Source organism: Dyadobacter sp. 676 (assembly GCF_040448675.1).
Classification (GTDB): domain Bacteria; phylum Bacteroidota; class Bacteroidia; order Cytophagales; family Spirosomataceae; genus Dyadobacter.
Window position 1 is genome coordinate 4,505,809 of record NZ_CP159289.1, and the last position, 19,107, is coordinate 4,524,915.

The 19,107-nt window shown below is 51.1% G+C and carries 19 protein-coding genes and 1 pseudogene; 10 read left to right on the forward strand and 10 right to left on the reverse strand.

Annotated elements, in window-relative coordinates:
• Positions 1-13: 13 nt before the first annotated feature.
• From ABV298_RS20175 to ABV298_RS20190, 4 genes are read right to left on the reverse strand one after another with little or no spacing between them, the layout of a single operon-like run.
• The gene (locus ABV298_RS20175) at positions 14-2,329 is read right to left on the reverse strand and encodes an FdhF/YdeP family oxidoreductase (RefSeq protein ID WP_353717973.1); all 2,316 of its coding nucleotides are present in this window, start codon (positions 2,327-2,329) and stop codon (positions 14-16) included.
• Between the two features lie 3 nt (positions 2,330-2,332).
• Entirely contained in the window at positions 2,333-2,695 is a 363-nt protein-coding gene (locus ABV298_RS20180; RefSeq protein ID WP_353717974.1) for a hypothetical protein, read from the reverse strand.
• Positions 2,696-2,697: 2 nt separating this feature from the next.
• On the reverse strand, positions 2,698-3,525 hold the full coding sequence (fdhD, locus tag ABV298_RS20185) for a formate dehydrogenase accessory sulfurtransferase FdhD (RefSeq protein WP_353717975.1): 828 nt from the start codon (positions 3,523-3,525) through the stop codon (positions 2,698-2,700).
• Positions 3,497-4,120, reverse strand: a complete 624-nt coding sequence (locus ABV298_RS20190; protein ID WP_353717976.1) for a molybdenum cofactor guanylyltransferase — start codon at positions 4,118-4,120, stop codon at positions 3,497-3,499. The genes fdhD and ABV298_RS20190 overlap by 29 nt, the downstream gene beginning before the upstream one ends.
• Positions 4,121-4,175: 55 nt before the next feature.
• On the opposite strand from ABV298_RS20190, the gene ABV298_RS20195 reads away from it, so the two are divergent.
• The 4 genes from ABV298_RS20195 to ABV298_RS20210 all read left to right on the forward strand — a co-directional run bounded on the left by ABV298_RS20195 (position 4,176) and on the right by ABV298_RS20210 (position 8,733).
• Entirely contained in the window at positions 4,176-5,153 is a 978-nt protein-coding gene (locus ABV298_RS20195) for a hypothetical protein (RefSeq protein WP_353717977.1), read from the forward strand.
• A gap of 191 nt (positions 5,154-5,344) precedes the next feature.
• Positions 5,345-7,087, forward strand: coding sequence for a T9SS type A sorting domain-containing protein (locus ABV298_RS20200; RefSeq protein WP_353717978.1), 1,743 nt, complete (start codon positions 5,345-5,347; stop codon positions 7,085-7,087).
• A gap of 176 nt (positions 7,088-7,263) precedes the next feature.
• Positions 7,264-8,379 (forward strand): tRNA 2-thiouridine(34) synthase MnmA, encoded by a 1,116-nt coding sequence (gene mnmA / locus ABV298_RS20205; RefSeq protein ID WP_353717979.1) that lies wholly within the window; start codon positions 7,264-7,266, stop codon positions 8,377-8,379.
• A gap of 123 nt (positions 8,380-8,502) precedes the next feature.
• Entirely contained in the window at positions 8,503-8,733 is a 231-nt protein-coding gene (locus tag ABV298_RS20210) for a hypothetical protein (protein WP_353717980.1), read from the forward strand.
• Positions 8,734-8,793: 60 nt separating this feature from the next.
• On the opposite strand, the gene rlmB is transcribed toward ABV298_RS20210, so the two are convergent.
• The 3 genes from rlmB to ABV298_RS20225 all read right to left on the reverse strand — a co-directional run bounded on the left by rlmB (position 8,794) and on the right by ABV298_RS20225 (position 11,801).
• Positions 8,794-9,567: a 23S rRNA (guanosine(2251)-2'-O)-methyltransferase RlmB gene (gene rlmB, locus ABV298_RS20215; protein WP_353717981.1), complete on the reverse strand. Its 774-nt coding sequence runs from the start codon at positions 9,565-9,567 to the stop codon at positions 8,794-8,796.
• Positions 9,543-10,760 (reverse strand): GWxTD domain-containing protein, encoded by a 1,218-nt coding sequence (locus tag ABV298_RS20220; RefSeq protein WP_353723220.1) that lies wholly within the window; start codon positions 10,758-10,760, stop codon positions 9,543-9,545. The genes rlmB and ABV298_RS20220 overlap by 25 nt, the downstream gene beginning before the upstream one ends.
• A 150-nt stretch (positions 10,761-10,910) precedes the next feature.
• Positions 10,911-11,801, reverse strand: a complete 891-nt coding sequence (locus ABV298_RS20225) for an SDR family oxidoreductase (protein ID WP_353717982.1) — start codon at positions 11,799-11,801, stop codon at positions 10,911-10,913.
• 81 nt (positions 11,802-11,882) lie between these two features.
• Here ABV298_RS20225 and ABV298_RS20230 point away from each other — a divergent pair, with 81 nt between their 5' ends.
• Complete coding sequence (locus tag ABV298_RS20230) at positions 11,883-12,593, forward strand: DNA alkylation repair protein (protein WP_353717983.1); 711 nt, start codon at positions 11,883-11,885, stop codon at positions 12,591-12,593.
• Positions 12,594-12,596: 3 nt separating this feature from the next.
• On the opposite strand, the gene ABV298_RS20235 is transcribed toward ABV298_RS20230, so the two are convergent.
• Entirely contained in the window at positions 12,597-13,517 is a 921-nt protein-coding gene (locus ABV298_RS20235; RefSeq protein WP_353717984.1) for an aspartate carbamoyltransferase catalytic subunit, read from the reverse strand.
• 357 nt (positions 13,518-13,874) lie between these two features.
• Between ABV298_RS20235 and ABV298_RS20240 the strand changes: the two genes are divergently transcribed.
• Positions 13,875-14,321, forward strand: coding sequence for a transcription elongation factor (locus ABV298_RS20240; protein ID WP_353717985.1), 447 nt, complete (start codon positions 13,875-13,877; stop codon positions 14,319-14,321).
• Here ABV298_RS20240 and ABV298_RS20245 read toward each other — a convergent pair.
• Complete coding sequence (locus tag ABV298_RS20245; RefSeq protein ID WP_353717986.1) at positions 14,318-15,031, reverse strand: YebC/PmpR family DNA-binding transcriptional regulator; 714 nt, start codon at positions 15,029-15,031, stop codon at positions 14,318-14,320. The genes ABV298_RS20240 and ABV298_RS20245 overlap by 4 nt on opposite strands.
• A gap of 117 nt (positions 15,032-15,148) precedes the next feature.
• On the opposite strand from ABV298_RS20245, the gene ABV298_RS20250 reads away from it, so the two are divergent.
• Together ABV298_RS20250 and ABV298_RS20255 are read left to right on the forward strand one after the other, a co-directional pair.
• Positions 15,149-15,610, forward strand: coding sequence for a GNAT family N-acetyltransferase (locus ABV298_RS20250; RefSeq protein WP_353717987.1), 462 nt, complete (start codon positions 15,149-15,151; stop codon positions 15,608-15,610).
• A gap of 434 nt (positions 15,611-16,044) precedes the next feature.
• Positions 16,045-17,002, forward strand: a pseudogene (locus ABV298_RS20255) (methylenetetrahydrofolate reductase).
• A 51-nt stretch (positions 17,003-17,053) separates the two neighbouring features.
• Here ABV298_RS20255 and ABV298_RS20260 read toward each other — a convergent pair.
• Positions 17,054-17,374: a heavy metal-binding domain-containing protein gene (locus ABV298_RS20260; RefSeq protein WP_353717988.1), complete on the reverse strand. Its 321-nt coding sequence runs from the start codon at positions 17,372-17,374 to the stop codon at positions 17,054-17,056.
• A gap of 172 nt (positions 17,375-17,546) precedes the next feature.
• Between ABV298_RS20260 and ABV298_RS20265 the strand changes: the two genes are divergently transcribed.
• Both ABV298_RS20265 and ABV298_RS20270 read left to right on the forward strand, forming a co-directional pair.
• Positions 17,547-18,125 (forward strand): nitroreductase, encoded by a 579-nt coding sequence (locus ABV298_RS20265; RefSeq protein WP_353717989.1) that lies wholly within the window; start codon positions 17,547-17,549, stop codon positions 18,123-18,125.
• 51 nt (positions 18,126-18,176) lie between these two features.
• Positions 18,177-19,106, forward strand: coding sequence for an ABC transporter ATP-binding protein (locus tag ABV298_RS20270; RefSeq protein ID WP_353717990.1), 930 nt, complete (start codon positions 18,177-18,179; stop codon positions 19,104-19,106).
• Position 19,107: the final 1 nt, after the last annotated feature.

Here is a 19,107-nt window from a genome sequence, read left to right on the forward strand (position 1 = left end):
GCATAATATTAAGTTATGCCGACGCCTCATGCCGTGTGACTGTCAGGATCACCATTTTGGAAGTAGGTGTGTTGCTCTTTTCCGCTACGCTCGTAAGGGGTACCAGCACATTGGTTTCTGGAAAATAGGTTGCCGTGCATTGCTCCGGAATCGGATACTCGACTACCACAAACTGGCGCGCCACACGGTCTACGCCGTCGTAACGGTTATGCAAATCCACCAGGTCGCCGTTTTTCAGGTTGCGTCGCTGCATGTCCTTCGCATTCATTAAAATAACCCGCCGTTCATTGTAAATACCCCGGTACCGGTCGTTCAGGCCGTAGATGGTCGTATTGAACTGATCGTGGCTGCGGATGGTCATCATCATGAGTTCGTCGTTTTTCAGATCGGGCACCTGCGGCTCCGCGATATGGAAATGTGCCTTGCCCGTGGGCGTGTCGAAACTCCCCGCACGGTTGCAGTTGGGCAAATAGAAACCTCCCGGCTGCCTTACGCGTTCGTTATAATCGGTAAAGCCGGGAATAGTACGTTCAATATCGCTTCTGATCAGATCGTAATCTTCGATGTACCTGTCCCAATGAACCATGCTCCGCGTACCCAGCGTCGTTTTCGCAAGCCTGCAAACGATCTCCGGTTCGCTCAAAAGCTGGTCTGAAACAGGTTCCAGCACTCCCCTGGATAATTGAACCACGCCCATTGAATTCTCGCACGACACAAACCGGTTCTCGCCATTGCGCATGTCTTTGTCGCTCCGGCCGAGGCAGGGCAGGATCAATGCTTCTTCGCCGTGCACGAGGTGGCTGCGGTTGAGTTTGGTCGATACATGGACGGTAAGCCGGCATTTTCGCAATGCTTCGGCGGTAAAGCGGGTGTCGGGTGTGGCCGAAAGAAAATTGCCGCCCATCGCAAAGAATACCTTCGCGTTACCGGCGTGCATGGCTTTAATGCATTCTACCACATCATACCCGTGTTTCCGCGGTGGCGCGAAACGAAAATTCCTTTCAATCGAATCGAGCAGTTTTTCCGTCGGGCGCTCGAAGATGCCCATGGTGCGGTCGCCCTGGACGTTGCTATGGCCGCGTACCGGGCAGGTGCCGGCACCCGGTTTTCCGATACTGCCTTTCAGCAGCAACAGGTTTACGATTTCCTTGATAGTCGCTACCGCGTTTTTGTGCTGCGTAAGCCCCATTGCCCAGCAGGCGATGATCCTGCGCTTGCCCGCGAGCACCCGCGCGGCCTCCTGCACCTGTACGTAAGGCACGCCCGCCTGCACGGCAAGCTGCTGGGCGTTGTAGCGTTTCAGATCTTGCAGGTAGCCGGCAGCGCCGGTTGTATGCTGCTCGATAAAATGCCGGTCAAAAACGGTTCCGGGGTTCTTTTCCTCTTCTTCCAGCAGAATGCGCATTATGGCTTTGAGCAATGCCATATCGCCGTTGATCTTCACTTGCAGGAAAATATCGGTCAGGGCGGGCTTGTAGCCGAGCACCCCGGCGACGGTCTGCGGATTGCTGAACCCCATCAGCCCGGTTTCCGGCAGCGGGTTAATAGAAATAATAGTTGCGCCGTGCGCCCTGGCCTTTTGCAATGCGGTGAGCATGCGTGGGTGGTTAGTGCCGGGGTTTTGGCCGAGAATCATGATCGCCTCGGCCTGATAGAAATCGTTGAGCGTTACCGAGCCTTTGCCAATTCCCAGCGATTCACCGAGTGCAGTGCCGCTGCTTTCGTGGCACATATTGCTGCAATCGGGCAGGTTATTGGTCCCGTATTCCCTCACAAAGAGCTGGTAAAGAAATGCCGCCTCGTTGCTGGTGCGGCCGGAGGTGTAAAACACGGCCTGGTCGGGCGAATCCAGGAGATTCAGTTCTTTTCCTATTATTTCGAAAGCGGCGTCCCAGGTAATGGGCTGGTAATGCGTGCCCCCCGCGGGTAAATGCATAGGTTGGGCAATGCGTCCCTTGCCACCGATTTCATAATCGGAGAGGTTTCCCAACTCCCGCACCGAATGCTGCGAAAAAAAATCTGCGGTCAGTTTTTTGGCGGTCGCTTCTTCCGCAACGGCCCTGGCGCCGTTCTCGCAATATTCGGCGATTCCCGAACGCTCGTCGTCCGGATCGGGCCATGCGCAGCTGGGGCAGTCGAAGCCGCCTTTCTGGTTGAGGTTAAACAACGCTTTCATGCCGCGTTGGAAGCCTGCTTCGCTGACGGTCATTTCCAGCGCGGAAACTACCGCCGGAATGCCTGCGGCCACTTTTTTGATATTGCCTTTTTTCAAACCGGTGAGCTTCTCCGGATTTTCGGCACCTGGGATCGGAAGCGGGCTTTCGGACATAGTTTAGCAGGTTTTGGGATTGTCGTAATTGTCGGACTGGTCTTCGCGGACGTTATCCAGACATTTAAAATCTTTTTCAATCAGGAGATATAACGAACCGCCGTCGGGCAGTGGCATATGTTCCTCGAATCCGACAGTATCGTTGTCGGCCCAGCCTTCAAGCAGCGTGGCCGGGATTTCCAGCATGATTTTATTCCGGTCAAAGCGGGCCTGCAACCCGGTACCATCCGATTTTTGCACTGCATAGCCCAATTGCGCCGGGCCGAAATCGGTCGTTTCTTCCAGGTATCCTTCCTTTTCGAGCTTGCCGACCTCCGTTTTGGAAAGCCTGAAACGCACCGAGTTCCTGTGAATGCGGATTTTCATAGTTATAGTATCCGGTGATAACCGGTATAAATGTTGAATTTATCTTTTTTGAGAAAACCTGCCAGTGTAATGCCGCTTTCTTCCGCGAGTTGCACGGCGAGGCTGGAAGGCGCGCCTATTGCCGCGATCATTCCGATGCCCGCCATGGTTGCTTTTTGAATGAGTTCGAAACTCGCCCGGCCGCTCAGGAGGAGAATATGTTTGTGAAGCGGCAGTTGGTCGGCCAGCAATGCGGTACCAATAACTTTGTCCAGCGCATTATGCCGTCCTACGTCTTCACGCAGCATTAAAAACTGCCCCGAAACGTCGAACAGCGCCGAAGCATGTAGCCCGCCGGTGGTTTCGAATGTATTCTGGTGCCGGACAATCTGCTCCCCAAGCTGGTACAACAGGTCTTTTTTCAAAACCCAGCCTTCCTGCGCATTGGCGTAAACCGACTTCGTTTTAATCGCATCGATGCTGGCTTTGCCGCAAACGCCGCAGCTGGAAGTAGTGTAGAAGTTACGTTCCAGCGAGCCTAGTTTCGGTTCGAAACCTGCGGAGAAAGTGACTATGACCCGGTTTTCATCGAATGGTGATTGCGAGATGTCGTCGATCTGGCTTTTGGAATGGATAATGCCTTCTGTGAACAAAAAACCGGCGGCGAGTTCACGGTCATCTCCGGGCGTCCGCATCGTTACCGAAATGCTTTTGCGCTCTTTTCTCCCGGCCGACTGAAATGCAATTTGTATTTCGAGCGGCTCTTCAACAGCCAGCTGGTCGTCGAGAGTTTCGGCCTCTGTCCCGTTGATACGGGTGATTTTATGGCTGGTTATCGGACTGGTCTCCATTTTGAAAGTTGTTTTCTGCTTCGAGCGCTTGTTTCACAGCCCGGAAATCGTCTATTGTGTCCGCGCTCAGCATCGTTTTTTCCGACGATGGGCGGTATTTTCCTGCATGTTCGTTTTCAAGGAAACGCTGCAACGAGCGTGATCCGTTTTTAAAAGCCTTCAATAATGCATTGCCAGCCGATCGCGAATACCATCCGAGCAGCGGCTCATAAAATGCATTTTGGTTATAAAAGGCCGTGGCTGGCAAATCCTTATCGGTGTTATGCAGAAAATCGGCCAGTTCGTCGGTGGTCAGGTACGGATAATCGCAGCCGGCTACCAGGAAGTCGTTTCCGGGAAAAGTATTAAAAGCGGTGAGTAACCCGCCCATCGGCCCTGCACCGGCGAATTCGAGAAGGTCGGCCAGTTTCGGGTAACCGGTACGGAACGTTTTGTATTGTTCCCCGTTGCAGCATAGGATCACGCGCTCGCACAGGGGCGCCAGCAGGTCGGCGACGTGTTCGTATTGCGGTTTTCGATAGTATACCAAAAGACTCTTGTCGGTCCCCATTCTCGTGCTTTCGCCTCCGCAGATTACCAGTCCGTATAAACTCATAGTGGCAGGTCGATGGTTTTTCTCCGTCAAATATGCGTAACTTCCTTGTATGGAAATGGGCGATGTTAAAATATTAAGGAAAAAACCGATTTATCCGGTCAGCCCGGAGTTGCGTAAATACCTGCGCTTCTACCAGCGGGATGCGCGGATTCCGGTGGCTTATCACGACCTGATGAATTTTCACGAGTCGTTTCCGGTGACCGACAGAAACGGCAGGGACACGCTTTGGGAAAGCCCGTTATATCCCTCGAACGAGCTGGCACGGCTTCATACCGGCCTGAAAAAAGTCTACGCCATGCTCAAAGCGAACGGCAACCTGCGCATTGTGGAACATAAATATATCGACCGGATAGATTATTGTAAGTTCGGCAATTCCAATCCGTTCCGCATCAAGATCGTAAACCGGCTGAACGACATTTATGACTACTTCTACGTCAAGAAGGCCGACGCTTCCCGCATTTACGGGCTGGAACTGGAAGAGATATTCTCACCCAACCAGGTAAACTACATCGTAGACGGGGAAACGCTCATAGAGGAGCATATCGCGGGCATTCCGGGCGACGAGTTCGCACGTACGCGTATGCGGGACCCCGATTACAATCCGATCCGGATCGCCAAGGAGTTCGTTAAATTCAACGAGCGATGCAAAATCACCTTGCTGGGAGACATGCGGTCGTATAACTTCGTCATGCAAATCACCCCCCGATTTCGACGATTTTCAGTTCCGCCTTCGCGCCATCGATTTCGACCAGCAGTTTTACGAGGGAAATCTCAAAGTATATATGCCCCAGTTTTTCAAGGAGAACCTGCCTTACGTACAGCTGGCGATGGAATATCTGACGGACAAGACCGTGGTGCAATACCAGCAGGAAGAGCAGTCGTCGATCATGTACCAGGCCAAAGCCGAACGTTACCGCCTCCGGGACATGCGGGACGTTTGTATCAGCGACAAAATCTCGACTCCCGAGAATATCCGCCAGTTGCGGGAGGGACTTGCGAAACACTATTCGGACCCGCATTATTTCAAATGTGAGACCATGACGGAGATTATCGAGCTGAATATCAAGAATGTGATACGTATGGTGATAGCGTAGCTCATTTTGCTTGGAATACAAAACCATTCAATGGAATTATATATTAATTAACATGTAATTCGTTGATTTATTTGTGTTTATAGTGAAATTGTGGTGGTGTTTGCACTGCTATTAACTCGTTCCTAATCCCATGAAACATTTACTACTCATCTTTTTTGTGCTCTGTGCGCTTTTCGCAAGGCACCTGAAAGCTTGTCCGGGCGGTACCTTCTCTACCCAGGCAAGTATCGACAATTTTCCACTCAACAATCCCGGCTGCACGGTAATTACGGGTGACATTATAATTGAGGATATTCCCGGAACCAGCATTACGAACTTGAACGGCTTCGCAGGCATTACCAAAATTATAGGCAATTTCAGGATATTCCGGGCTGGCTCATTGACGAGCCTGGCGGGGTTGTCGTCGCTCAAATCCGTCGAATTGGACCCCAGTGCGCCCCCAACACGGGAAACGGGAATGTTTTATATAAATCAGTGCCCGTTGCTGACTACTCTGGCTGGCCTTTCGTCACTTGAAAGTGTGGTTAACCTGCAATTTTCGTATTCCGGTCTGGCGAATCTCGTTGGTCTCAATAACCTTAAAAAGGTCGGCGGCATTACGTTGATCAGCCTGCCGATAGTCGATCTGACAGGGCTGGGTGTATTGGAAAATTGTACCTCTCTGTACATTACGGAGAATAAATCGCTAACCAGTCTGGATGGTTTTCCAAACAATATTCCTGATTTGGCTTACATCGTATTACTGCGCAACGCAGTGCTGGCAAGTGTAAATGTAGGCAGAGGCATCACATCTTTGACCTTGTTGGAATTGGGAGACAATCCTGCATTGGCCGATCTTTCCGATTTCAATGAAATTCAGTCATTTGGGCGACTGGTTGTAAATGGGGTCGGGGGTATTAACAGCTTTGAGGGATTAGATGCCTGCACTTCGATCGGACAGCTCTACGTAGCCGGTCCCGCCCCGAGCTTTTCAGGGTTGGAAAATGTTACCCGGCTGGGACATTTCTATCTCAGTGTAACGCCTGGCAATCGGAGTTTTGAAGGATTGAGCGGGGTCAAATCCATTGGAAGATGGGATGTTGTCGGCAGTACGGTGGATGATTTTAGCGGTCTCGCCTCGCTGGAATCCGTCAGAGATTTCCGATTTAATCGCATCGGCGTTACCAGTCTCAGCGGCCTGGACGATCTGAAAGTGGATTCGATCGCCAACGTTGCAATTCATGACTCGTTTTCGTTGACTGATTGCAATGTGAGGAGTTTGTGTATCTATCTGGCAAAACCGACGGCAGTATCCAATATCGAGAGGAATGGGATCGGGTGCGAGAGTAAAGCAGCAATTGTGAATTCGGCGGCATGTATGACTGTATTTCCGGTGACATTCGTTTCATTCCGGGTGCAGCGGGTTTCCGAGGGTAACAAGCTGAGCTGGCAAACGGCTTCCGAGATTAATAACAAGGGATTTGAAATCGAAAGAAGCGAGGACGGGCGGATGTTTACCTCCATAGGTTACGAAGCGGGAAGTGGGGACACGCAAACATTGAAAAGCTATTCATTTACAGACTCGCAGCCGCTGGCCAACAGTTATTACCGATTGAAACAGTGGGACTGGGATGGCAGTTTTCGATATTCAAAGATAGTGTGGGTGCGTGCGGACCGGTCGATGGCGACGGCTTATCCAAATCCAGCCGGAGATTTTATCTACATTAAGAATGCCGTGGATTACAGTCCGGTTTCTATCAGAAACTTACAGGGTTTTTCGGTTAAGGAATCTACGGTTTTACCAGGCAAGCCAATCGATACGCGGGCGCTGCAAAATGGCCTTTACATGATTTCGATAGGGGACGAGATATTGAAGGTTTGGGTAAATCATTGAAAAGTATTTGCAGAAGATCGGATCGGTATCAGGGTAAATAATCATCCGTTTGCCCTGATCCTGGAATATTAATCGTAATTTTGTAAAAAAGAGGAACCGACTGCCGGTGAGCGGCGTTGGTTCTTTTTAGTATTAACCAAAATCGGAAGGCATTCAACCTTCGGCGGATTATCACAATGAGCAAACACGGACGCATTCTTGTCGCCATGAGCGGCGGCATCGACAGCTCGCTCGCAGCTGTCCTTCTCCATGAACAAGGCTATGAGGTCATCGGTATGACCATGAAGACCTGGGATTACGCCAGCAGTGGCGGTACCAAAAAGGAAACCGGCTGTTGTTCGCTGGATTCCATCAACGACGCGCGCAATATCGCGGTTGAACTCGGTTTTCCACATTATATTCTCGATATCCGTGCCGAATTCGGCGATTATGTGATCGACCACTTCACCGGTGAATACCTCGAAGGCCGCACGCCCAATCCGTGTGTGCTTTGCAATACCCACATCAAATGGGATGCATTACTCCGCCGTGCCGACAGGCTCGACTGCGAGTTTATTGCTACCGGTCATTACGCCAATATGCAATTCAATAATGGCCGCCACTACGTCTCCAAAGGCATCGATACCTGGAAAGACCAGAGTTATGTGCTTTGGGGCGTGTCGCAGGAGAGTCTGGCCCGTACCAAGTTGCCATTAGGTTATCTGCATAAAACCGAAATCCGGGAAATGGCCCGCGAAAGGGGGTTTATTGATCTGGTAAACAAATCGGAGAGTTATGAAATCTGCTTCGTGCCCGATAACGACTACCGCGGCTTCCTGAAAAGACGCATTCCGGGCCTGGAAGCGGAAGTGGCGGGTGGTAACTTCATTTACGCCGACGGGACCGTCGTCGGAAAACATGAAGGTTACCCGTTCTACACGGTCGGGCAGCGCAAAGGGCTCGGTATTGCATTGGGCCGTCCTGTTTTCGTGACCGAAATTCGTAAAGACACAAACGAGGTAGTTCTGGGAGACATGCCCGATCTTTTCCGCGACGGAATGAACGTGAGCAAACTGAACCTTCAAAAGTACGCGTCCATTGAAACGCCACTCGAAACGGTAACCAAAGTACGCTACAAGCATGACGGAACATCGGCCGTTATCGAACAAACCGCTCCCGATCAGATCGTAGCCCGTTTTCACGACGGGGTGAACGGCATCGCCCCAGGCCAGGCCGCTGTTTTTTACGAAGGCGACGATGTAGTGGGCGGCGGCTGGATTATGAAGAGCTTCCGGCAGGAAAGAGATAGCTGAACGAAGTTGTAGCCTAGCTTTCGCCTCTTTAATCTTACTCAATAGTTCCTCTGTAAAGTTTCATCAACAACTGAACTTACAGATGTAAAAACCCTCCGACGACTCGCGAAGGAACGAGTAAGAGTGGATTTGGTAGCAAAGGGTATCGGGGTGTACCGGAAAGAGCTCGATGCGGAGATCAGGTCTAATATGGTTGGCGCGAAGGAATGTATCAACCAGCCATTCAGTCCTTATTTGGATAAAATCAACCTGCTGATTAATGGGCTGGAAGAAGCGCTCGATTCTGCAACTTATCTTGGTTTCACCATTTCAAACGCATCCCAAACCACACGTTTTAGGATACCATTATTTTGAAACAGAAATAGGCGGGAAAACCGCCTATTTAGCAATTTTATCTGAAAAACAGTCTTATTATCAGTTTTTTAATCTCTGCCTTACCGCCTCATACAAAATCACGGAGCTAGCCACCGAAACATTCAGCGACTCCACTTGCCCGGCTAGTGGAATGCGGGCGCCGCTGTCGGCCAGGTCGATGAATTCTTTGGAAATACCATCTTCCTCTGAACCCATAATAATGACGGTGGGAATGGTAAAATCGATGTCGTAGAGCGATTTGTCGGTCTTTTCCGTACAGGCGATGATCTGCAACCCGCTGTTCCGCAGATAGGTGAGAGTCTCATAGAGATTCGGCTCGCGGCAGATTGGCAGGAAATTCAACGCCCCGGACGACGTTTTCATCGCGTCGGCATTGATCTGTGCACCGCCTTTGGTAGGGACGATAATGGCCTGTACGCCCGCGCATTCGGCTGTACGCGCAATGGCGCCGAAATTACGAACGTCGGTAACGCGGTCCAGCAGGAGCAGGAGTGGTGTCTTACCATCTTCATACACCTGCGTGAGCACATTGTGCAAAGGCATGTACTGGATCGGCGACACAAACGCAATAACACCCTGGTGGTTTTTACGGGTTACGCGGTTCAGTTTCTCGACCGGCACGCGTTGATAGGGTACCCCAAGCTCTTTCGCGAGCTTTTCAATTTCCGGGAGCCCGAGCTCCCGCTGGATAAATAATCGTTCTATTTCTTTTCCCGAACGAAGGGTTTCGAGTACCGACTGCGTACCAAAAACCATGTCGGCCTGGGACGGTCTGGGGGCTGGTTTTCTTACCGTATACTTCCGTTTCTCCATGCTTCTACTACTGGATACCAAATCGGCTGGTATTCGGCATAGCGAACCAGTTCATAATGATCATCCACGAATTGATTGTTTCTTCTGTTAAATGTAAAATTGACGTTTTGCGCGTTGCCTTTGTGGTCGTAGGTCCATACTTCGCGGTCTTTGCTGCGTTGCACTTTGTCCGGCGGGCCTAAAATGATGTAAATCATTCCTTTATCGGTTTTCCAGCCTTCTTTATACGTGGTGAACAACTGGTTGGCTTCTTCCACGCGGCCGTAGAATGAACGGATGGATTGCTGAGCCAGCGGCGCATTTCCGTTCATGAGCGTCAGCCAGTATTTATCCAGTGCCTTTTTGTAATCCTCCGCTTTTTTTATCTCATTGATCTCGTTGTTGGTGCTCATATAAAGCAGCGGGCCCAGCAACAGTTGCGGACGGGTGATTTTCGGAAACCGTTCATTCACTACGAGGATACCCAGGCCTTCGGATTGTGTGGTATCCGCAAAAATATTATAAAGCCCTTCTTTGCTGAATTGCAATGGCTGGTTGGCGTTGATGGTAAATGTGCTGTCCACTTCCAGCGATTTGCTCACATTCTTAGGTGCGATGTTCATCGGAGAGCCGGCCGGTTCAAAATCGTGGTTGTAGTAGTAAACATGCAACTGATCGGCGCCTCCAACCGCTTTTTTGATCGTTACCTGCTCGTTCGTATTTACATAATGTCTTTGCAAGGGCTGGCTTGAATTGCCGACGTACACACCGTACGTCTGGTTTACGGCCAGTTTTTTGAACCGGATGGTCAGGTCGTTCAGCACTTTTTTAAGCGTGCCGGTCTGACTGATTTCGCTTAGCAGCACTCCATAATCACGATTTGGACTTTTCAGGTCGTACGAAATGACGATCTTGTCGCCCATACGCGAAACATTCGTGGAATCGAGCTTCACATTGCCGTAACCCAGGCGCTCGCGGGTGCCGTAGTCCGAGTAAATGACGTAATTGAGATTGTAAAGTTTGACAAAATCCGCGACGCTGATCGGGTTTTTACCTTTGAATGCATCCACATACAGGAAAACCTGCGCCTGGGTCGTGTCTTTCAGCAGGTACTTGCTCTGGATGGCAACCAGTGCAAGTTCTTCGTTGACCGGCGCGGGCACCTGTTGCTGCTGTTCCGTAGATCGCACCTGCGCCTCGGGAATCTGCTTCATGGGCTTGTTCGACGATGCGCAACCGGCCATCACCCAAACAGACATTATATAGATGCAAAAGCGAAAATTTGTTCTCATGTACGTGTCTTCATCGTTTGTCAAATAACGAAGGAACGGGCAAAATTACCCAATAAAACGGTAATAAAATTTTTATTCGGAGCTCTTGCTTCCACGGGTCGCGGATTTGATCTGTTTCTCGATCGCATCCCATTGATCGTCAGAGACTTCTTTCAGGAAATTGAATTGTCCGGCCGCCAATACCTCGCCGCCGTCGAGCGTAATAACTTCGCCGGTCATATAGGCAGAAAAATCGGATAGCAGGTAGGCCGCCAGATTAGCCAGTTCCTGGTGTTCGCCCGTGCGTGCGAGCGGAATACGGTTTTCAAAAGAGAACTTTTCAGCGAGTTCTTCGGGAAACAGCCGGTCCCAGGCGCCTTTGGTGGGAAACGGACCGGGAGCAAGGGCGTTTAGCCGGATACCATGCCGAGCCCATTCGAATGCGAGCGACCTGGTCATGGCAAGTACGCCGGCTTTCGCCATCGCCGAAGGAACCACCCAGCCGGAACCCGTAGTAGCGTAGGTCGTCGCGATGCTGAGCACCGTACCTTTGATATTATGCTCGATCCAGTATTTACCCAAAGCCAGCGTGAAATAATAGGTGCCGCGCAAAACGATGTCGACGACCGTGTCGACAGCCTTATAGGAAAGCCGTTCGGTAGGACTGATGAAATTCCCGGCCGAGTTATTGACCAGCCCGTCTACTTGCCCGAAAGCGTCGGCCGCCTTTGCGATCACATTTTCGATTTCCCCGGTTTTTCGCACGTCGCATGGTACGAAAATGATTTTTCCACCCGTAGCCCGGCTTAGTTCGTCGGCGGTTTGCGCCAGGATTTCCGTTTTCCTGCTGCAAATAACCACATTGGCGCCCAGCCTCAGGAAGTAAGCCGCCATTGACTTGCCGAGCCCAGTCCCGCCACCGGTGACGATTATGGTTTTGTTGTCGAGCGAGCCGTCGCGGAGCATTCCCTCGTTGTATGTCATAATGAATGTATTTTAGAATGGATAGAAGCAAAATTTTCTTCAAAAACAGTATATTTTGAATGTAAAACAAATCGTCCCGGCATGGATCAGTTGAAAGATATAATGAACGAGCTGGCCAGGCTCGGCAATGAGCAAACGCTTAAAACTTTCAGGAAACACGGTGCGGCGGAGCCCCTCTACGGCGTGAAGGTGGGGGATATGAAAACCATCCTGAAAAAGCATAGGAACGACCATCAGCTCGCGTTGGAGCTCTACAGAACCGGAAATTCCGACGCAATGTATCTGGCGGGACTGATGTCGAAGCCCGCGTTGATGACACCGGAGGTGCTCGACGAGTGGGTTGAAGCTGCATCCTGGTATATGATCAGCGAATACACGGTGGCCTGGAATGCCGCCGAAAGTCCGTATAAATTTGAAATGGCAAGGAAATGGATCGAATCGGACGACGAAATGACTGCGGACGCCGGCTGGGCAACGTGGGGCTGTATTCTTGCCTTAACCCCCGACGAACACCTCGACCGGGACGAAATCGACCGATTGCTCGATCGCGTGGAAAAGGAAATACATTCGGCGCCGAACCGGGTACGCTACGTAATGAACGGGTTTGTGATCGCGGTTGGCTGCTATTACGCGCCGTTGGCAGAAAAGGCCATGGAAGCCGGCAAAAGGATAGGAAAAGTGTATGTCAACGTCGGCGATACCGATTGTAAAGTACCTTACCCGCCCGACTACATTCAGAAAGTGTGGGATAAAGGGCTTCTCGGTAAAAAGCGTCGGGAAGTAAGGTGTTGAGGTTTATTGTTGTGCGAGTAGGTAAAGTACCGCCATCCGCACCGCCACACCGTTTTCGACCTGGTTCAATATGATGGAATGGTTCGAGTCGGCCGCATCCGACGAAAGTTCCACGCCGCGGTTGATCGGGCCGGGGTGCATGAGTACGATCTCCTTGTTCAGTTCGTCGAGCATCGCCTTGTTGATACCATAATACAACGAATATTCACGAAGAGACGGGAAGTATTTGATCTGCTGCCGTTCCAGCTGTATACGCAGCACATTGGCGACGTCGCACCACTGCAACGCTTCCCGCACGTCATGCCCGATTTTAACGCCGAGCTCGCCCAGATGTTTGGGGATCAGCGTGGAGGGGCCACATACCATGACCTCCGCACCAAGCTTTTGCAGGCAAAATATATTCGATAGCGCCACACGCGAATGCGTGATGTCGCCGATAATCGCGATTTTCTTTCCTGCAAGGTCGCCTAGTTTTTCACGCATGGAAAAAGCGTCGAGCAATGCTTGGGTAGGGTGCTCGTGCGTGCCGTCGCCGGCGTTTACGACATTGGCCGGTATGCGCGTGGATAAATAATGAGGCGCGCCGGGGCTGCTATGCCGCATCACGATCATATCCACTTTCATGGCGAGGATATTATTGACCGTATCCAGCAGTGTTTCTCCCTTTTTTACCGAACTGCCGGAAGCCGAAAAATTGACCACATCGGCCGAAAGCCGCTTTTCCGCCAGCTCAAACGACAACCGTGTCCGGGTGGAATTTTCGAAAAATACATTGGCGATGGTAATGTCGCGGAGGGAAGGGACTTTCTTGATGGGCCTGTTAATGACTTCTTTGAACTGGGTCGCCGTATCCAGGATAGTTTGAATGTCGTTCTCGTTCAGGTTTTTGATTCCAAGTAAGTGCCGGACCGAAAGCTGTGTCATTGTTTGTATTCAAGAAAGTTTGGCAAAGATAACAAGGAAGCGGTCAATGCGAAAATTCAAATGCGATTTTCGGGTGATTGCGAAAAGGCCAGCTCTCGGGGACTGTCATGGGATGTCTTGGGATATTTGGCTGTAAAACGGGTGTAAAGGCCCCGCCGTCAGCGGTTTGAAAGCCAGTGGGGCCGTAGCCGGTAAAGGCACCTGGGCGACGGGCCTCCAATATCGGTTCCTGAAATAAATTGCTAACCTCGATATGTGCCCCGCCCGCCTACACCGGAGCACGGATATTGGGCGGCACCTCACTATATTTGCGACCTTCCGGCAACACGGCCACATCCGGCGCAATACTTTTGATAAATGAATAAAACAGCAGTGATCGCCCACTTGAAATCCCTTCTCGACGAGCGTATGCAAGTCGCCTGGGAAGCGATGGAAGCGGCACAGAAATCGGCGAACGACCAGGGAAAGAGCTCGATGGGCGACAAATATGAAACCTCCCGGTCAATGGGGCAACTCGACAGGAATATGCACGCCCGGCAGTACGAGCAGGCGCGGCAGGAGCGGCTGCTCCTCGAAAAGATCGGTGAAACCGAAGTACCGGCTCGGAGCGCTGTGGGTTCGCTTCTGGAAACGTCGGCCGGCTGGTTTTTTATCGCCGTAAGTTTGGGCGCTGTCAAGATAGAAAATGAGACCGTTTTGGCAGTCTCATCTTCTTCGCCGGTGGGCGCTTCGCTGTTGGGCAAAGAGCCGGGCGCGTATTTCGAATTCATGAAAAAACAACACCGTATCGTGGCGCTGTATTAGGCCATGTTGTGGTAAACGCGTTGTACGTCGTCGTCTTCCTCGATTTTCTCGATCAGCTTTTCGACTTCCGCGGCCTGTTCCTCCGTCAGCGTTTTGGTGTCGTTGGGAATGCGTTCGAAATCCGCCTCGACGATCTCGTAACCATTCTCTTCAAAATAATGCTGTAATGCTCCGAAAGCGGAGAATTCGCCGTAAATGTTGATCAGGTTGGTTTCTTCGTCGAGGAACACTTCTTCGCCGCCCGCGTCGATCAGTTCAAATTCCAGTTCTTCGAGGTCTTTACCCGTATTTTTGATCTTGAAGATACATTTGCGGTCAAAAAGGAAGTCCAGCATCCCGGTCGTACCCAGGCTGCCGCCCAGCTTATTGAAGTAGCTTCTTACATTCGCTACAGTGCGGGTAGGGTTATCCGTCGTGCTTTCAACGAGGATCGCGATACCATGGGGGCCGTAGCCCTCGTATACCATTTCCTTGTAATCTTCCTGATCTTTGGAAGTGGCGCGTTTGATCGCCCGTTCGATAGTTTCCTTGGGCATGTTCACTGCCTTGGCGTTTTGCAGGAGAACCCGGAGTTTGGAGTTGGTGGCAGGATCGGCTGTGCCGCTCTTCACCGCGAGGACGATCTCTTTCCCGATTCGGGTGAAGGTCTTCGCCATTTTGTCCCACCGTTTGAACATCCGTGCCTTTCTGTATTCAAAAGCCCTTCCCATACTTATAATGTATTATTGGTTATTTTAATGTTGGTACCTTGGTATTGTCAATTGTGCCGCAAATTTATAAAAACGGTCAATATCAGGTAAAAATAAATTCTTTCACGGAGTACTTTCATGGATCATCAGTTAAACTGGCGCTTGCAGACATTCGACGAGCTCAGCAATTCCGAACTTTACGGCATTCTTCGGCTACGGAGCGAAGTGTTCGTCCTGGAACAGCGGTGCTGTTTTCTGGATATGGATAACAAGGATCAGCAATGTCATCACCTGTCGGGCTATCGCGATGGGCAGTTGGTCGCATTCGCGCGGATCGTTCCCCCGGGGCTGTCCTATGAATACCCAGCCATCGGGCGGATCGTTGTTTCTTCGCATGGAAGGGGAGCAGGTTATGGGATCGAGTTGCTTAATGTCTCGATTCAAAAGCTCGAAGAACTGTACGGAAAAGTCCCGATCCGGATAGGAGCCCAATTGTATCTCAAAAAATTCTACGAATCATTCGACTTCAGGCAGTCGGGCGAGGTTTACCTCGAAGACGGCATCGAGCATATCGAAATGACGAGGCCGATTCAGCGGTAATTACAAAATGTGTAACTTTTTGGGGAATCGTTTCCCAAAAGTGTTGAAATAGTAAACACCGACTGTAACCGTATATATGCTAAAACCGGGATGAAAAGGCACTCAGGAAGGCCCGGAACAGGATATTTGGAGAAAAACGTAGTAATTAATCTACATTTCGATAAAAAAACTTTGATATAAATTGCTCGTAATCTCTTTCTTTCCTAATTTGGCACAGAATTTTAGTTATTAGTATTCAGTCAAGCAAATTGTTGCTTTGGGACTGACGCCCTGTCAGCAACCCAATTAACATTTTTGACGAACACTGATAGAGGAGGGTTTACGTGGAATGGCCTACTGTAATGCGGTAGGCCATTTTTTTGTGCTTTCCCGATTGGTTCGGAAAATGAAATGGTGTTCATTTGTAATGTTTTACGACACACCACCGCATTACAATGACCAAAGTTACCGAGTACATCCGCCGCGCGGAAGGAAAAACCCTGTTCTCCATCGAGATTATTCCCCCCATTGAAAGGACAGAATATCAACGATTTGCTGGATTCCATCGAGCCTTTAATGGAATTCAAGCCGCCGTTTGTGGATGTGACCTATCACCGCGAGGAGCTGATCGACCGCGTGGGGCCCGATGGTACCATCGAGCGTATCCCCATCCGCAAACGCCCGGGAACAGTCGGTATCTGCGCGCGTTTGATGGAGCGTTTTAAGGTAGACGCGGTGCCGCATGTAATCTGTGGCGGATTTACTAGGGACGAAACGGAGGATGTGCTGATCGACCTGCATTACCTTGGTATCGACAATGTACTCGTGCTGCGCGGCGATCCTGAGAAGTCGGCGGGCGTTTTCCGACCGAAGCCCGGCGGGCACACCTATGCCTCGGAGCTGGTGACGCAGGTAGCCAATATGAACAAAGGCATACTGCTCAATGCGGAAACCGAAATGTCGCCGACCAACTTTTGCATCGGCGTGGCCGGCTATCCCGAAAAGCACTTCGATGCAGAGTCGTTCGACTCCGATTACGCAGCGTTGAAAAAGAAGATCGAGCTGGGCGCCAACTACATCGTGACCCAGATGTTCTTCGACAATCAGAAGTATTTCAGCTTTGTGGAGCGATGCCGTGCCGAGGGCATTACGGTGCCCATCATTCCGGGACTGAAACCTCTGTCTACCAAGAAGCAACTGACCGTCCTGGCCGATATCTTTCACCTGGAATTTCCGCTCGACCTGGTAAGGGAGGTAGAAAAATGCTCTACCGATAAGGAAGTACGGCAGGTAGGCATTGAATGGGGTATTCAGCAAAGCAGGGAACTGATGTCATACGGCGTGCCTGTGCTGCATTTTTACACAATGGGCAAATCCGACAACGTGTCGCAGATCGCCCGTGGTGTATTTTAACAAGTGCGGTTTGCCGGTTAATTCGCGTGGCCGTGCATCGCGCGCCCGACATTATTCATAACACACCGCGGTACCGTTGGCGCTTACCATGAGCATCGAGCTGCCGTTGCCGATCGTTTCGAGGTCGATATCTACGCCGATTACCGCATTGGCGCCCAGGCGCTGTGCCTGCTCCATCATCTCACGGATCGCAATGCTTTTGGCCTCGCGCAAGCCCTGCTCATAGGAGCCCGAGCGCCCGCCCACCACGTCGCGGATACCCGCGAGGAAGTCTTTCAAAAAATTCGCCCCGATGATGGCTTCACCATTCACCAGTCCGATATACTTCACGATTCTTTTACCTTCGATATTCGGGGTAGTAGTAACAAGCATGCGATTTCAGGTTTGATTGATGTTGATTTTTGCGCGGCCAAATTACGGGTTTGCCAAAGAAGAGGCTGAAAATAATGGTTTAGCGGCAAAGTAGCACCAGTTCGGGGTAAATTTTAGGTATAATCGTTAGTTTTGCCTTTTGACCAATTCGAGTAGTAAAAAGTAAATTGTAATGGAACAGACCGTAGACGTCATCAACCATATTATCCGCACCCGCCGGAGCATTTTCCCGCCCAGTTATATCCAAAAAGAAATTCCGCAGGAAATCCTCGAAAATATCCTCGAAAACGCCAACTATGCGCCCACCCACAAGCGTACCGAACCATGGCGGTTCATTGTTTTCAGGGGGGAGGAAAAGCTGAAACACTTGGCTGGCTTTTTCATGGAGCGTTACCGCAACAATACCCCGGCGGAGTCGTTTTCGCAGGCACGCTATGAAGCGGCTGGCGAAAAAATCCTGAAATCGGCCTGCGTGATCGTCATCAATGCGGCGCTTCATCCGAACGATGTTCCCGAATGGGAAGAAACGGCGGCAGTGGCCTGCGCCGTGCAGAATATGTGGCTTACGGCTACCGCCTACGGCATCGGTTCCTATTGGAGCAGTCCGGCGGTCTTAAAAGAGCTGGCCGAGTATCTCGATTTACCGGAAGACCAGAAATGCCTCGGATTGTATTACCTGGGCTATCATAATGCGCCCGATGTACCCGCGCGCCGCAACAGCACGATCGAAGATAAAACCACCTGGGCCTGAACATGAAGCAGTCCCGTCCGGTCCTGCGCGCGCAGCACCTCACTAAAACGTTTGGTACCGACACTGTCCTTTCCGGCATTGACCTCGATCTGGCGCCGGGGGGAGTGGCTGGGGGTCCTGGGTGAAAGCGGATCGGGGAAAAGCACCTTGCTGCGCATTCTGGGGCGCTTCCTGGATGCGGAGCAGGGTGATGTTTTTTTCAGAGGGCAACCGCTGAAACCGGTCGCGAGCGAGCTTATGCCCGGGCACGAGGGCATAAGGCTCATCCATCAGGAGTTCGAATTGTTCCCCAACCAGACGGTGGAGGAGAATATCGCCTACTCGCTGCGTTTCTATGAGCCGGATTACCGCCTCGAAAAGGTAGCGGAACTCCTGGAAACGACCGCATTGAAAAATGTAAAAGACCGCAAAGCGAAATTGCTTTCGGGTGGTGAGAAGCAGCGGACAGCCATCGCCAAAGCCATTGCCGAGCGTCCCGACGTGTTGCTGCTCGACGAACCGTTTGCACATTTGGACAACCATAACCGCCGGGTATTGGCCGACGCGATCGAGCGCTTGCGTAAGCGCGGGAAGATGAGCTGCGTTTTCGTTACGCACGAAGCGGCCGACGCATTGGCGTGGTCGGACAGGATTGCCGTACTGCGCGACGGCAAAATTATCCAGATAGGGACCCCGCAGGACGTTTACGATAATCCCGCTAACAGCTACGTGGCCGAACTCACGGGGGATATCAACTGGATCGCGGGGGAAAGCGGCAAAAAACAATTCTATATTCGTCCTGAAAAAATAAAGCCGACGAGAAACCCGGAGAAAAGCCGCTGGGAAGGTAAGGTAGAAGCCATGCGTTTCCATGGAAACCATTGGGAAATCCGCTGTCTGAAAGGTAAGGAACAATTATCTTTTTACCGGAACAAACCCGATCTGGAAATCGGGCAGGAGGTGCACCTGACCTACGCCGCCAAGGATCTCAAAAGCATTTGAC

What these genes read in the sequence shown, in the direction of transcription:
- ABV298_RS20175 (WP_353717973.1), bottom strand. Translation starts at nt 2,329, where the DNA reads ATGTCCGAAAGCCCGCTTCCGATCCCAGGTGCCGAAAATCCGGAGAAG.
- ABV298_RS20180 (WP_353717974.1), bottom strand. Translation starts at nt 2,695, where the DNA reads ATGAAAATCCGCATTCACAGGAACTCGGTGCGTTTCAGGCTTTCCAAA.
- fdhD (WP_353717975.1), bottom strand. Translation starts at nt 3,525, where the DNA reads ATGGAGACCAGTCCGATAACCAGCCATAAAATCACCCGTATCAACGGG.
- ABV298_RS20190 (WP_353717976.1), bottom strand. Translation starts at nt 4,120, where the DNA reads ATGAGTTTATACGGACTGGTAATCTGCGGAGGCGAAAGCACGAGAATG.
- ABV298_RS20195 (WP_353717977.1), top strand. Translation starts at nt 4,176, where the DNA reads ATGGGCGATGTTAAAATATTAAGGAAAAAACCGATTTATCCGGTCAGC.
- ABV298_RS20200 (WP_353717978.1), top strand. Translation starts at nt 5,345, where the DNA reads ATGAAACATTTACTACTCATCTTTTTTGTGCTCTGTGCGCTTTTCGCA.
- mnmA (WP_353717979.1), top strand. Translation starts at nt 7,264, where the DNA reads ATGAGCAAACACGGACGCATTCTTGTCGCCATGAGCGGCGGCATCGAC.
- rlmB (WP_353717981.1), bottom strand. Translation starts at nt 9,567, where the DNA reads ATGGAGAAACGGAAGTATACGGTAAGAAAACCAGCCCCCAGACCGTCC.
- ABV298_RS20220 (WP_353723220.1), bottom strand. Translation starts at nt 10,760, where the DNA reads ATGAAGCAGATTCCCGAGGCGCAGGTGCGATCTACGGAACAGCAGCAA.
- ABV298_RS20225 (WP_353717982.1), bottom strand. Translation starts at nt 11,801, where the DNA reads ATGACATACAACGAGGGAATGCTCCGCGACGGCTCGCTCGACAACAAA.
- ABV298_RS20230 (WP_353717983.1), top strand. Translation starts at nt 11,883, where the DNA reads ATGGATCAGTTGAAAGATATAATGAACGAGCTGGCCAGGCTCGGCAAT.
- ABV298_RS20235 (WP_353717984.1), bottom strand. Translation starts at nt 13,517, where the DNA reads ATGACACAGCTTTCGGTCCGGCACTTACTTGGAATCAAAAACCTGAAC.
- ABV298_RS20240 (WP_353717985.1), top strand. Translation starts at nt 13,875, where the DNA reads ATGAATAAAACAGCAGTGATCGCCCACTTGAAATCCCTTCTCGACGAG.
- ABV298_RS20245 (WP_353717986.1), bottom strand. Translation starts at nt 15,031, where the DNA reads ATGGGAAGGGCTTTTGAATACAGAAAGGCACGGATGTTCAAACGGTGG.
- ABV298_RS20250 (WP_353717987.1), top strand. Translation starts at nt 15,149, where the DNA reads ATGGATCATCAGTTAAACTGGCGCTTGCAGACATTCGACGAGCTCAGC.
- ABV298_RS20260 (WP_353717988.1), bottom strand. Translation starts at nt 17,374, where the DNA reads ATGCTTGTTACTACTACCCCGAATATCGAAGGTAAAAGAATCGTGAAG.
- ABV298_RS20265 (WP_353717989.1), top strand. Translation starts at nt 17,547, where the DNA reads ATGGAACAGACCGTAGACGTCATCAACCATATTATCCGCACCCGCCGG.